Origin of the sequence: Heyndrickxia sp. FSL W8-0423 (genome assembly GCF_038009395.1) — a bacterium.
In the GTDB taxonomy this organism is placed as follows: Bacteria; Bacillota; Bacilli; order Bacillales; family Bacillaceae_C; genus Heyndrickxia; species Heyndrickxia sporothermodurans.
This window is the reverse complement of sequence record NZ_JBBPBE010000001.1, coordinates 1,159,692-1,172,724: the sequence shown is the minus strand read 5'-3', so window position 1 is coordinate 1,172,724 and position 13,033 is coordinate 1,159,692. Positions and strand designations below refer to the sequence as shown.

At 36.5% G+C, this 13,033-nt stretch carries 13 protein-coding genes; 1 reads left to right on the top strand and 12 read right to left on the bottom strand.

All coding sequences use genetic code 11. The annotated features are described in order from the left end of the window. Nucleotides 1-114 precede the first annotated feature (114 nt). The 11 genes from prmC to MKY81_RS05850 all read right to left on the bottom strand — a co-directional run bounded on the left by prmC (nt 115) and on the right by MKY81_RS05850 (nt 10,442). Nucleotides 115-984: a peptide chain release factor N(5)-glutamine methyltransferase gene (gene prmC, locus MKY81_RS05900; protein ID WP_066235097.1), complete on the bottom strand. Its 870-nt coding sequence runs from the start codon at nt 982-984 to the stop codon at nt 115-117. Then, entirely contained in the window at nt 984-2,054 is a 1,071-nt protein-coding gene (gene prfA / locus MKY81_RS05895; protein ID WP_066235102.1) for a peptide chain release factor 1, read from the bottom strand. The genes prmC and prfA overlap by 1 nt, the downstream gene beginning before the upstream one ends. A gap of 152 nt (nt 2,055-2,206) precedes the next feature. Then, nucleotides 2,207-2,608 carry a hypothetical protein gene (locus MKY81_RS05890; protein WP_108072179.1) on the bottom strand — a complete coding sequence of 134 codons (402 nt, stop codon included), beginning with the start codon at nt 2,606-2,608 and terminating at the stop codon, nt 2,207-2,209. 87 nt (nt 2,609-2,695) lie between these two features. Beyond that, nucleotides 2,696-3,307, bottom strand: coding sequence for a thymidine kinase (locus MKY81_RS05885; protein WP_108072178.1), 612 nt, complete (start codon nt 3,305-3,307; stop codon nt 2,696-2,698). A gap of 95 nt (nt 3,308-3,402) precedes the next feature. Beyond that, on the bottom strand, nt 3,403-3,609 hold the full coding sequence (gene rpmE, locus MKY81_RS05880) for a 50S ribosomal protein L31 (protein ID WP_066235110.1): 207 nt from the start codon (nt 3,607-3,609) through the stop codon (nt 3,403-3,405). A 182-nt stretch (nt 3,610-3,791) separates the two neighbouring features. Then, nucleotides 3,792-5,075: a transcription termination factor Rho gene (gene rho / locus MKY81_RS05875; RefSeq protein WP_066235112.1), complete on the bottom strand. Its 1,284-nt coding sequence runs from the start codon at nt 5,073-5,075 to the stop codon at nt 3,792-3,794. Between the two features lie 428 nt (nt 5,076-5,503). Further along, nucleotides 5,504-6,469, bottom strand: coding sequence for a class II fructose-bisphosphatase (gene glpX / locus MKY81_RS05870; RefSeq protein WP_066235115.1), 966 nt, complete (start codon nt 6,467-6,469; stop codon nt 5,504-5,506). Between the two features lie 175 nt (nt 6,470-6,644). Next, nucleotides 6,645-7,931 carry a UDP-N-acetylglucosamine 1-carboxyvinyltransferase gene (locus tag MKY81_RS05865; RefSeq protein ID WP_341117100.1) on the bottom strand — a complete coding sequence of 429 codons (1,287 nt, stop codon included), beginning with the start codon at nt 7,929-7,931 and terminating at the stop codon, nt 6,645-6,647. Between the two features lie 308 nt (nt 7,932-8,239). After that, nucleotides 8,240-8,890, bottom strand: a complete 651-nt coding sequence (gene fsa, locus MKY81_RS05860) for a fructose-6-phosphate aldolase (protein WP_066235119.1) — start codon at nt 8,888-8,890, stop codon at nt 8,240-8,242. A gap of 102 nt (nt 8,891-8,992) precedes the next feature. Then, entirely contained in the window at nt 8,993-9,850 is an 858-nt protein-coding gene (locus MKY81_RS05855) for a class II fructose-bisphosphate aldolase (protein WP_107920563.1), read from the bottom strand. Between the two features lie 223 nt (nt 9,851-10,073). Continuing rightward, nucleotides 10,074-10,442: a response regulator gene (locus MKY81_RS05850; RefSeq protein WP_066235124.1), complete on the bottom strand. Its 369-nt coding sequence runs from the start codon at nt 10,440-10,442 to the stop codon at nt 10,074-10,076. A 278-nt stretch (nt 10,443-10,720) separates the two neighbouring features. On the opposite strand from MKY81_RS05850, the gene MKY81_RS05845 reads away from it, so the two are divergent. Next, nucleotides 10,721-11,239: a DUF2529 domain-containing protein gene (locus tag MKY81_RS05845; RefSeq protein ID WP_108072175.1), complete on the top strand. Its 519-nt coding sequence runs from the start codon at nt 10,721-10,723 to the stop codon at nt 11,237-11,239. Nucleotides 11,240-11,262: 23 nt separating this feature from the next. Here MKY81_RS05845 and MKY81_RS05840 read toward each other — a convergent pair whose 3' ends face one another. Next, nucleotides 11,263-12,861 carry a CTP synthase gene (locus MKY81_RS05840; RefSeq protein WP_108072173.1) on the bottom strand — a complete coding sequence of 533 codons (1,599 nt, stop codon included), beginning with the start codon at nt 12,859-12,861 and terminating at the stop codon, nt 11,263-11,265. Nucleotides 12,862-13,033 lie beyond the last annotated feature (172 nt).

Sequence of the window (13,033 nt, the reverse complement as noted above, 5' to 3'; positions counted from 1 at the left end):
TTAAAAAAATTAAAAAACAGGTAAACAGCGAAAATAAAATAAGCGGAATTTTTCCGTCTATTTATCATTTTGGGGTGCATAACCTAATCCATAATCACCCAAGCTTGTTTTTCATTAACCTATTTCGCAGAAAACCATTCGGTCTTTGCCATTGATGTCATGAACAATTTCAGTACGACTTTCTGGGAATGTATTATTTAGTAACTCCGCTACTTGCTCACCTTGTCCCATACCAATTTCAAAGCCGATTATTGCTTCATTGTTAATTATTTGTGGAATTTGTTCCATCAGTCTTCGATAATAGTCAAGCCCGTCCTCTCCGCCAAATAATGCTTGATGTGGTTCATGGTCCTTCACCACTTCTGATAGTATATCGAGTTCTCGATCAGGAATATAAGGTGGATTGGATAGAATAATATCTACTTTTTCCTGACTCGCTATGAGTGGCTGAAGTAAATCACCCTGTAAAAAATGAATATCTGCCTCTAAATTCTTGGCGTTTTTTTCTGCAATAGATAGTGCTTCTTTCGATATATCAACAGCTGAAACCGTCAGATCGGGACATTCAAGTTTCATTGTAATGGCGATAATACCACTCCCCGTACCAATATCGACTAGCTTTAATCCTTCTAAATTAGAAGAGTAGGTCTGTTTTATCCGATTAATCGCCCCTAAAACTAGCTCCTCTGTTTCAGGCCTCGGAATTAATACATTAGAATTCACAATAAATTTCCTTCCAAAAAACTCTTCAAAACCGATAATATGCTGAATTGGAATACCTTCAGCATGAGCGAATACTGCCTGTTGAAACGTTTCTTGAATTTGTTGTGAAAGAACCTCATGCATATTTGCCAGCAATTGTGACCGCGTCATCCCTAGGAAATGGCGAAGCAACAGTTCACCTGCATTTGCATCTCGGTTATTTTTTTGTAAAAAAGAAGAAGCCCAGTTAAGAGCTTCAAATATTTTTTCGGTTTGAACCATTAATCATTCACACTTTCAAGTTTATGGGATTGATCTTCTAAAATTAACGCATCAATAATTTCATCTATTTTTCCTTGAAGAATTTGATCAAGCTTTTGTATCGTTAAACCGATACGATGGTCGGTCACACGGTTTTGCGGGAAATTATAAGTACGAATACGTTCGGAACGATCCCCTGTTCCAACTGCAGATTTACGATTCGCATCATACTCTGCTTGTGCTTCTTGTTGGAACTTATCATATACACGTGCACGTAAAACCTTCATCGCTTTTTCTTTATTCTTAATTTGTGACTTTTCATCTTGGCAGGACACGACAGTTCCTGTTGGAATATGTGTTAAACGAACAGCCGACATCGTCGTGTTTACACTTTGCCCACCTGGTCCGCTTGATGCAAAGGTATCAACACGGATATCTTTTTCATGAATTTCTACTTCAACTTCCTCTGCTTCTGGAAGAACTGCTACTGTTGCTGTTGATGTGTGGATACGGCCACCAGATTCTGTTTCCGGAACACGTTGAACACGATGGGCACCATTTTCAAATTTTAATTTTGAAAAGGCTCCTTTCCCGTTGATCATAAAGATAATCTCTTTATACCCACCAACACCTGTCGTACTCGCCTCGATTACTTCAGTTTTCCAGCCTTGTGCTTCGGCAAAGCGGCTGTACATACGGTATAAATCTCCTGCAAATAATGCTGCTTCATCCCCTCCTGCAGCACCGCGGATTTCCATGATAACGTTTTTATCATCATTCGGGTCTTTCGGTAAAAGGAGAATTTTTAATCGTTCTTCGTAGTTTTCAATTTGTTCTTCTAATTCATTGATTTCTTCTTTTACCATTTCTTTCATTTCAGCATCTAATTTTTCTTCAAGCATTGCTTTTGCATCTTTAAACTGTTGTAGGACTTCTTTATATTCACGATACACAGCAACAGTTTCTTGAATATCTGATTGTTCTTTTGAATAATCTCTTAATTTTTTTGTATCATTAATAATTTCGGGATCGCTTAAAAGCTCATTCAACTTCTCATAGCGATCTTCCACCGCTTGCAATCGATCGAACATTGCATTTCACCTCTATAGTTAAAGCTTAAGCAAATTATCGCTCCTGCTTTCCATTTTATCCATAACAGTACTATTATATTATACAGATCCCTTCATAGTAAAGAACTCATTAATTCAAAACTGCCAGATCCGTTTTGGCTCTGGCAGTTTTTTTATCTTTCTTCAATTTTTACATTAATATCGTATCTCGGTAATGCTTGAATGAGTTTTTTATGAAGTTTGGCTTCCTCTTTCATACGTTCATTTGCTGTTAAGCGATCATCCGTATGGGCTGTTACCCACATATTATTTCCATTCACCCAAACATTCGGATCATAATAATTTTTATACCGTTTTACCACATACTTCGCCTTATCTACATCCGTACCAACCGTAATTGCCGGGTCATTTTGTCTCAGATCAACCATATTAGGATTCTGATCTGTTGGGTTACTCGATATCTTCCTCATCTTATCATTTCCATCATTGGTAGTAGCACTGTCATTCAATTGGTTGGAACCACAACCCGAAAGTATAGCTATCAGAAATAGAAAACCAATTGTTTTTTTCCACATGAAAAACACCTCCATAGGAATATGTTTTCCTATGAAGGAAATGGTTATGTATTTTCAAAAACAAAAAGTCCCTATCATTGACAGGAACTATTTATTAGCAATTTGCTCGCCCGATATACTCACACCCGACGGTACTTCGTGATGGTGACGGCAACGAGCTTCATATGCTTCGGATGCCCCTACTAAAATAATGGGATCATCCGCACATGCAGGATTACCATTAATTAAGCGTTGAGTTCGACTTGCCGGAGAACCACAAACTGTACAAACAGCTTGTAATTTTGTTACCGTTTCAGCAATCGCCATTAATTTTGGCATTGGGCCAAATGGAAACCCACGGAAATCTTGATCTAGTCCGGCTAAAATAACCCGATATCCACTGTTTGCCAACGTTTGTGCAACATCCACAATTTCTTCGTCAAAAAATTGTGCTTCATCAATTGCAATGACATCGATATCCGAAGGTAGGTTCTCAAAGATATCACTAGCTTTTTCAATCGGAAGGGCAATGACAGAGGTACCGTTATGCGAAACAACTGATTCTTTACTGTATCGATTATCCAATTTCGGTTTAAAAACAGCTATTTTCTGTTTAGCAAATTGTGCACGTCGAACACGTCTAATCAACTCTTCTGATTTTCCAGAAAACATACTTCCGCAAATGACCTCAATCCAGCCAGAATGGTTCATAACATACATCTTACTCGTTCCTTTCCGATTTCAAATTGACCTTTAATTCGTATTTATAGAAATAAAAAACAGGCAAGCTTTCTTGCCTGTTTTTGATAATTATTTTATTTTTCTTTAAGACCGTATTTTTTATTGAAACGATCAACACGTCCATCAGCAGATGCGAATTTTTGACGGCCAGTGTAGAATGGATGACATTCAGAACATACCTCTACGCGAATTTCTTCTTTTACTGAACCAGTTTCAAATTCATTGCCGCATGCGCATTTAACCATTGCTTTTTTGTATCCTGGATGAATACCTGCTTTCATTCTTTTCATCTCCTTTGCCCTGAGTCATTACGAAACAGAGTTATATATTTCTATATGGTTTCCTAAGGAAAGTTTAAACAATTTTCCTACACCATTAGAATTTTTTTTACAAACACATGGATATATTATAACAAGCTATATTTTGAAATGCAACAACACAATACTTCCATTTATTCACTTTCCTACACTGTACGTCTGTTTGTTGTGTTGCCTTTCATTTCAGCTGTTAATACTTCGAAGAATTCCTCATTCGTTTTTGTTTTCTTTAATTTCCGTAAAAATCTTTCCACAAAATCTGGAGTATCTGACATAGATTTACGAATTGCCCAAAGTTTATCTAAATGTTCTTTCGGAATTAAAAGTTCTTCTTTACGCGTTCCAGATCGACGTATATCAATCGCAGGGAAAATACGTTTTTCAGATAATGAACGATCAAGATGTAATTCCATATTTCCCGTTCCTTTAAATTCCTCATAAATTACATCATCCATACGTGAGCCTGTTTCAACGAGTGCAGTTGCTAAAATCGTTAAACTTCCACCCTCTTCAATATTACGAGCTGCTCCAAAGAAACGTTTTGGTCTGTGGAAAGCTGCTGGATCGATACCACCTGATAGAGTTCGTCCACTTGGCGGGATGACTAAATTGTATGCACGAGCCAAACGGGTAATACTATCCATAAGTATAACAACATCACGTTTATGTTCTACAAGACGCATCGCTCTTTCTAATACAAGTTCAGCTACTTTTATATGATTTTCAGGAACTTCATCAAAAGTTGAGCTTACTACTTCTGCATTTACTGATCGTTCAATATCAGTAACCTCTTCAGGTCGTTCATCGATTAATAAAACGATAAGCTCAGCTTCCGGGTTATTTGTTGTTATAGAATTAGCAATTTCCTTTAAAAGCATCGTTTTTCCTGCTTTCGGAGGTGCAACGATCAAACCACGCTGTCCGAACCCAACAGGTGCAATTAAATCCATAATACGAGTAGATAGCTTATTAGGAGCCGTTTCTAATTTAATCTGTCTATCCGGATATAACGGAGTTAATGCTGGGAAATGTACTCTCTCTTTTGCCGATTCAGGATTTTCACCATTAACCGCTTCTACATGAAGCAATCCATAGTAACGTTCATTTTCTTTTGGAGGTCTTACTTTCCCAGAGACTTTATCGCCATTTCGTAAATCAAAACGACGAATTTGAGAGGCGGAAATGTAAATATCCTCTGAACTTGGGGAATAATTAATTGGTCTTAAGAAGCCAAAACCTTCAGACTGGATGATTTCAAGAACACCTTCCATAAAGAAATAGCCTTCTTGTTCTGCGCGGGCTTTTAATATCGCAAAAATTAATTCTTTTTTTGTTAATTTACTATAATAAGAAACTTTATACTCACGAGCTAATGCATATAGTTCCTTTAATGTCATATTATCAAGACTTGAAATTGATAAGCTCTCCATATCTACACCACACTTTAATTTTTTCAAAAACAAAATTTCATATCTTTATTTCATTTCATCTTAAGGGAAATCCTGTTTTATATCATGATATCGACTAAAGAAGTATTCACCTAAAAGAGATGAAGGAATGGTTGAATAAGAAGGTTTATATAAAATAAACCTGTAAGAAAATATTGAAGATTCAGAAGCTAGAGAAGTACTCTATTAATATAAATGCAAAACAATATCTATTTTAACCATATTTACAAAAAAGAATCAATACTAAGGAAGGAAATAAATTTGTACAGGTGACAAAACCTGTACAAATTTATTTTATTTTGAAGGAATTCTTTTCTTTTTAAAATAGTAATGGATCAATATTAATACAAATTGTTGATTTCCGGCTCCAATCAACTAACGGTTATATTAATAGTGATCTTTAACAAAGCTTATTTAATAACAAGATTTGGTTTCTTCTTTAAACTATGCTGCCCTTCAATGAAACGAACTGTTCCTGATTTTGCACGCATGACTACTGAATGTGTAGATCCATAGGAACCTTTAAATTGTACTCCTTTGAGTAGTTCACCATCTGTTACTCCAGTCGCAGAAAATATTGCATCGTCACCGCGTACAAGATCTTCCATTAGTAATACTTTATGAATATCATCTAAACCCATTTTTGCACAGCGCTCTACTTCGGCTTCATTTTGTGGAAGGAGTCGACCTTGCAATTCTCCTCCTAAACATTTTAGAGCTACTGCAGCAATAACTCCTTCCGGTGCTCCACCTGAACCAAATAAAATATCGACACCTGTATGATCAAAGGCCGTATTGATAGCACCAGCCACATCACCATCATTGATCAGCTTTATTCTTGCTCCAGCTTCTCGAAGCTGTGCAATAATATGCTCGTGTCTTGGTCTGTTTAAAACAGTGGCAACAACATCTTCAATATCCTTATTTTTCGCTCTTGCAACAGCTTTTAAATTATCTAAAACGGAAGCATTGATATCTATTTGTCCAACTGCTTCAGGTCCAACAGCAATTTTGTCCATGTACATATCTGGAGCATGAAGCAGGTTACCATGATCAGCAACCGCTAAAACGGAAAGCGCATTCCACCCACCTGATGCAACGATATTTGTTCCTTCAAGCGGGTCAACAGCAACGTCAACTCTCGGCCCATATCCTGTCCCTAATTTTTCACCGATATAAAGCATCGGAGCTTCGTCCATTTCTCCTTCCCCAATGACAACTGTACCTTTCATAGGGATCGTATCGAAAACATCACGCATTGCGGATGTAGCTGCTTCGTCTGCTTCATCTTTCTTTCCTCTTCCCATAAGACGGGCTGATGCCAAAGCTGCCGCCTCAGTAACACGAACTAACTCCATTGATAAGCTTCGTTCCATCACTCTTCCCCCTATATTATCAACAAAAACGGATTAGTATAACACATTTCTGTTATATTGTAGCACAATATTCGTAAATTGTGTGTACTATTTTGGAATATAGAGGGATAACATCGATTAATAGGCAAACACGTTTCGCTCAAATCAACATATTACTGTAGCATAGCCTTCCTTGTTATAAGCTTTTTTGTTGTTCCATTTCTTCTTCCGTCATCTTTTCACGCCAAATGGTTGCTCCTAATCCTTCAAGCTTCTCTACGAGATTACTATATCCGCGATCAATATGCTCTAAACCGGTTACTTCTGTCATGCCTTCTGCCATTAAACCAGCGATAACTAAAGCAGCCCCAGCTCTCAGATCACTAGCCTTAACCTTAGCCCCTTGAAGAGTTACAGGACCATTTATGATGGCAGATCTACCTTCAACTTTAATATTAGCATTCATTCGTCGAAGTTCATCAATATGTTTAAAGCGGGCTGAATAAATAGTATCCGTGACAACTGATGATCCTTCTGCTCTCGTAAGAAGTGAAGTAAAAGGCTGTTGCAAATCGGTTGGAAAGCCAGGATAGACTAGTGTTTTAACATCAACTGCTTTTAGCTTTTCGCCTTTTCCGATAAAAATTTGTTCATCTCCAACCTCGATTGGAACACCCATTTCTCTAAGCTTCGCTGTTAATGATTCTAAATGATGAGGAATGACATTATCGATAAGGACCCCTTCTCCGGCAGCAGCCCCTAGTAACATAAATGTACCTGCCTCAATACGATCAGGAATAATTGTATGTCTGCAGCCGTTGAGCGTTTCAACGCCTTCAATCCGAATGACATCTGTTCCAGCACCTTTAATCTTTGCTCCCATATTAGTTAAAAGTGTTGCTACATCAATAATTTCCGGTTCTTTTGCCGCATTTTCAATTACTGTTTTTCCTTTTGCTTTAACTGCAGCAAGCATAATATTGATTGTTGCCCCTACACTAACAACGTCTAAGTATATACGGGCTCCTCGTAATTCGTCGGCACGCAAATAGATTGCACCTTGCTCATTAGTTACCTTTGCTCCTAATGCTTCAAAGCCTTTAATATGTTGATCGATCGGCCTTGGTCCTAGATGGCAGCCTCCCGGTAAGCCAATAACAGCTTTGTTAAAACGGCCAAGCATTGCTCCCATTAAATAATAGGAAGCTCGGAGTTTTTTCACCTTTCCATTTGGAAGCGGCATTGAAACCATTTTGGTCGGGTCTACTACCATATCATCACCATCAAAAGTGACTGTACCGCCTATTTCTTCGAGTAATACTTTTAAAGTAGCTACATCAGAAATATCTGGTAATCCCTCAATTGTTACAGGGGATTCAGCCAAGATAGTAGCAGGAATCAAAGCGACGGCACTATTTTTTGCACCACTAACTTTTATTGTTCCTTTTAACGGGTATCCCCCTGCAATCTTCAGTTTTTCCATTTTTGACTCCCTTCCACAACCAATGGAAATTGGTTATTTAAAACAAACTTACATTTGGTTCATTAATGACCTCTATAAATGAACAATTTACTATTCACTTATACAGGTCAACCTTTCAGCAAGGCTAAAAGGCAGAAGAAATTTCTTCTCATGAATGAACCAAAATAAACTAATATTCAAAAAACTAAACGTATATAGACTTAATCATACTCTTCGTATCACTGATAATAACAATATCATAAATGATACAATAGATTAACAATATTAGCTTTTCCAAATATTAATTTTTATAGTATAGATATGGGATTTTATCCATTTTTCTGACTTGAATTCCAATCTTGTAAAAACTGATCAATTCCCTTGTCTGTTAAAGGGTGTTTAAATAATTGATTAATTACCTTTAATGGAACAGTTGCAATATGCGCACCAGCTAAAGCAGCATCTGTTACATGTTGCGGATGACGTATCGAAGCAGCAATTATTTCTGTTTCAATTTGATGGATAGAAAAAATTTCTGCAATTGTTGAAACAAGTTCAACCCCATTATGTCCAATATCATCCAGTCTTCCTAAGAAAGGGGAGACATAGGTTGCACCCGCTCTTGCAGCCATTAATGCTTGATTCGCGTTAAAGATTAAAGTTACATTTGTTTTTATTCCCTCAGAAGCGAAAATATGTACAGCTTTTAAGCCTTCAGGAGTCATAGGAACTTTAATTGTAATATTCGGAGCAATTTTAGCTAGTTCTCTACCTTCTTTCACCATTCCTTCAGCATCTAAAGCAATTACTTCAGCGCTTACAGAACCGGAAACCAGACTAGTAATTTCCTTTAGGCGATCATGAAACGAAACGTTCTCTTTCGCTACGAGAGAAGGATTAGTCGTAACTCCAGATAAAATCCCCAATTCATATGCCTGTTTAATTTCATCAATATTAGCTGTATCAATAAAAAACTTCATTTTCTCCACCCCTAAAAATTTTAATATAGGGAAACCGCCCAAAAAAGGCGGTTTCTCAAGCTTTGCGTATTTCTAAAGATGTTAAAATATTTTTATCAGCAATTATGCTTTATTTGAGGAACCAAATTCGCGAATTTTTCCAATGACTGTTTCTTTAATTACTTCACGAGCTGGTCCAAGGTATTTACGTGGATCATATACTTCAGAATCCGCTGCAAGTACTTCACGAACTTTTTTAGCAGAAGCAATTTGGTTTTCAGTGTTTACATTGATTTTCGCAGTTCCTAAAGAAATAGCTTTTTGAATATCTTTTGTTGGAATACCAGTTCCACCATGAAGCACTAGTGGAAGTCCAGTTGCAGCACCGATTTCTTCCATTTCCTTGAAACCAAGGTTTGGTTCACCTTTGTATGGTCCGTGAACAGATCCAAGTGCTGGTGCTAGTGTATCAATACCAGTACGTTCGACTAATTCTTTACACTCATTTGGATCGGCATAAATTACACCATTGGCAACAACATCATCCTCTTGTCCACCAACTGTTCCAAGTTCAGCTTCTACAGAAACTCCTTTTGAATGAGCATATTCCACAACTTTTGAAGTAATTGCTACATTTTCTTCAAATGGATGATGGGACGCATCGATCATTACAGAAGTAAATCCTGCATCAATTGCTTCTTTACATTTTTCAAAGCTTGAACCGTGATCTAAATGAATTGCAACTGGTACAGTAATATTGTAGTCTTCCATTAATCCTTCAACCATTTTTACAACTGTTTTAAATCCACCGATATAGCGTCCTGCACCTTCAGAAACACCAAGAATTACCGGAGACTTTTCTTCTTCAGCTGCTTGAAGAATCGCTTGTGTAAACTCTAAATTATTAATGTTAAATTGACCTACTGCATAATGCTCATCTTTCGCTTTATTCAGCATTTCAGTCATTGAAACTAATGGCATGACTTGTTTCCTCCTTTGATATTCGTCAAAATGGTTTATTTCATCCTAAGTTAGGCAGGTCATTAAACCATAAAGGTTTTCTAAAGTGTCTTCTTCTATAGATTAAACAAACAATTTGACTTCATACAAGTTAAAATTTCATTTTCATCATACCAAACTAATTTTTCTTTTTCCAATGAACTTTATTGGATTTTGCAAAGATAGAATTTTGCATTTTTTCATTCTATTTTTTAACAGGCAAATGATCTTTTACCGCTTTTCTTATATCATCAATATCAAACGGTTTCGCAAAATGAGTTAATGCCCCTAAATCTTTTGCCTCTTGAATCATATCCAATTCACCGTAAGCTGTCATAATAATTACTCGAATATTAGGGTCAAGTACTTTCATTCGTTTCAAAATTTCAATACCGTCCATTCCCGGTATTTTCATATCTAGCAGCACAAGATCAGGTGCGTATTTTTTTGTAATTTCTAATGCTTGTGCTCCATTTGCTGCTTGAAATGTTTTGTACCCTTCTTTTTGCAAAACTTCATTTAATAAAATACGAATACCAAATTGATCATCCACAATTAATATTTTTTCCTCCATTAAAATCCCCCCAAATAAACCTTGTCTAAATTTTCAATATGATCGGCCTTGTATATTTAATTTGGAAAATCTGGTTAATTGAGAAAATTTTCTCTTTACTCTTATTGTATTATACTAAAAAATTAATAAAATTTTTACACTTTTATTTTGCTTTTACAAAGCTTTATGTATCATCTACATATGTGTATTCTATTAATGTTAATCATTTTCCTGCACAAATAGGATTCTATGCTAGAACAAATATTTTTATTATCTCGTTTTTAAGGAGTGTTAATTTTATGAAGATGTTTTTAACCCAAGTTAATGGTTTATTTTCAAGAATTTATGAAAAAGAACAGTTTTCCATCGAAGATAGTGCAAGGTTTTTAGCTCAAGCTGCTATAGGGGAAGGAAAAATATATATTAAAGGATTTAATGAAATGGAGGCTGTTACATTAGAGGCTTTGGAAGGTGCGGAGCGATTGAAAGGTGCTTTGCGGCTTACGAAACTGGATGATGTGTCTGACACGGATCGTGTTATTCTTCTATCAAGGTTTTCCAATGATGCCGAGGCATTAGCTCTTGCTGAAAAACTTGAAATAAAAGGTGTACCTTTTATTTCCATCTGTGGTGACGTGAAAAGTGATGAAAATGATTTGTCTAAACTAGCGGAAATACATATTAATACTACTCTATTAAAGCCTATGCTTCCTACAGAAAGCGGCGAGCGAATTTGCTTCCCAACCTCTATGGCCGCATTGTTTATTTATCATTGTATTAAGCTTACTTTCGATGAAATTATCGAAGAATATAAATAAAAAAATCCCATTAAGGGATTTTTTTATTTATTATTTAATGCCGCTCCAATAAATCCACGGAACAATGGTTGTGGGCGAGTTGGTCTAGAAGTGAACTCTGGATGGAATTGTGATGCAACAAACCATGGGTGATCCTTCAATTCAACCACTTCAACAAGTCTCCCATCCGGACTTGTCCCCGAGAAAACAAATCCTGCTTTCTCCATTTGTTCACGATACTCATTATTGAATTCATAACGATGACGATGACGTTCGTTAATCATTTCATTTTGATAAACTTCATATGCCTTTGTTCCTTTTTCAATTTTACAAGGATATAGTCCTAAACGAAGTGTTCCACCTAAATCTTCGATATCCTTTTGCTCTGGGAGAAGATCGATAATTGGATAATTTGTATTTGGGTCAAGCTCTGCGGAGTGAGCCCCTTCAAGCCCAAGAACATTTCGTGCAAATTCAACGGAAGCTAGCTGCATCCCTAAGCAAATACCAAGGAATGGCACTTTGTTCTCACGCGCATATTGAGTAGCATAAATTTTTCCCTCTACGCCACGATCGCCAAATCCACCAGGAACTAAGATTCCATCAACATCTTTTAATAAAGATTGAACGTTTTCCGCTGTGACATGTTCAGCATTTATCCAATCAATATCAATATCCGCATCATAAGCATATCCTGCATGTTTTAATGCTTCGACTACAGAAAGGTACGCATCTTGTAATTCTACATATTTACCAACTAAAGCTATTTTTGTTACTTTTGATAAATTCCTTACCTTTTCTACAAGCCCCACCCATTCAGTCATATCTGGTTCATGACATTGTAATTTCAAATGGTCACAAACGATTTGATCGAGGTTTTGGTCACGTAGGGCCAATGGAATTGAATATAAAGTATCTGCATCTCTGGACTCAATTACTGATTTTTCATCAATATCACAGAATAGCGCTATTTTATCCTTCATATCTTGAGAAATAGGCATTTCCGTACGAACAACAATTATATTTGGCTGAATACCAAGGCTGCGCAGTTCTTTTACACTATGTTGTGTTGGTTTTGTTTTCATTTCACCAGCCACTTTAATATATGGCACAAGTGTACAATGGATATACATAACATTATCGCGACCTACATCACCTTTAATTTGACGAATAGCCTCCAAGAAAGGTAATGACTCAATATCTCCTACCGTTCCTCCAATCTCTGTAATAACAACATCGGAATCTGTTACTTCACCTGCTCGGAACACACGACTTTTAATTTCATTTGTAATATGAGGGATAACTTGTACTGTACCTCCAAGGTATTCGCCACGTCTTTCTTTTCTTAATACCTCTGAATACACTTTGCCTGTTGTGACACTGCTATATTTCGTTACATTAATATCGATAAAACGCTCATAGTGTCCTAAATCCAAATCTGTTTCAGCACCGTCATCTGTTACAAACACTTCACCGTGCTGATATGGACTCATCGTTCCGGGATCGACGTTAATATACGGATCAAATTTCTGCGTTGTCACTTTCAATCCTCGATTTTTTAATAATCTTCCTAAAGATGCAGCAATAATTCCTTTACCAAGTGAAGAAACAACCCCACCGGTTACAAAAATGTATTTTGTCACTTTTCTTCCCCCTTCTATTTGATGTTATTGTGTCACAATATTGTATCAGTTAATCTGATAATTAAATTGATTAAGTAGGGTTAAAAAAATAAAAATGCCCCCCTTATTTACTAAGGGGAGCATTAGAATATTCATTCTTCGTCCTTTTTAAGGAGCCCAAATAAAATACTAC

Excerpts from the sequence above, each read along its gene's own strand:
- prmC (WP_066235097.1), bottom strand. The coding sequence starts at position 984 with ATGGTTCAAACCGAAAAAATATTTGAAGCTCTTAACTGGGCTTCTTCT.
- prfA (WP_066235102.1), bottom strand. The coding sequence starts at position 2,054 with ATGTTCGATCGATTGCAAGCGGTGGAAGATCGCTATGAGAAGTTGAAT.
- MKY81_RS05890 (WP_108072179.1), bottom strand. The coding sequence starts at position 2,608 with ATGTGGAAAAAAACAATTGGTTTTCTATTTCTGATAGCTATACTTTCG.
- MKY81_RS05885 (WP_108072178.1), bottom strand. The coding sequence starts at position 3,307 with ATGTATGTTATGAACCATTCTGGCTGGATTGAGGTCATTTGCGGAAGT.
- rpmE (WP_066235110.1), bottom strand. The coding sequence starts at position 3,609 with ATGAAAGCAGGTATTCATCCAGGATACAAAAAAGCAATGGTTAAATGC.
- rho (WP_066235112.1), bottom strand. The coding sequence starts at position 5,075 with ATGGAGAGCTTATCAATTTCAAGTCTTGATAATATGACATTAAAGGAA.
- glpX (WP_066235115.1), bottom strand. The coding sequence starts at position 6,469 with ATGGAACGAAGCTTATCAATGGAGTTAGTTCGTGTTACTGAGGCGGCA.
- MKY81_RS05865 (WP_341117100.1), bottom strand. The coding sequence starts at position 7,931 with ATGGAAAAACTGAAGATTGCAGGGGGATACCCGTTAAAAGGAACAATA.
- fsa (WP_066235119.1), bottom strand. The coding sequence starts at position 8,890 with ATGAAGTTTTTTATTGATACAGCTAATATTGATGAAATTAAACAGGCA.
- MKY81_RS05855 (WP_107920563.1), bottom strand. The coding sequence starts at position 9,850 with ATGCCATTAGTTTCAATGACTGAAATGCTGAATAAAGCGAAAGATGAG.
- MKY81_RS05850 (WP_066235124.1), bottom strand. The coding sequence starts at position 10,442 with ATGGAGGAAAAAATATTAATTGTGGATGATCAATTTGGTATTCGTATT.
- MKY81_RS05845 (WP_108072175.1), top strand. The coding sequence starts at position 10,721 with ATGAAGATGTTTTTAACCCAAGTTAATGGTTTATTTTCAAGAATTTAT.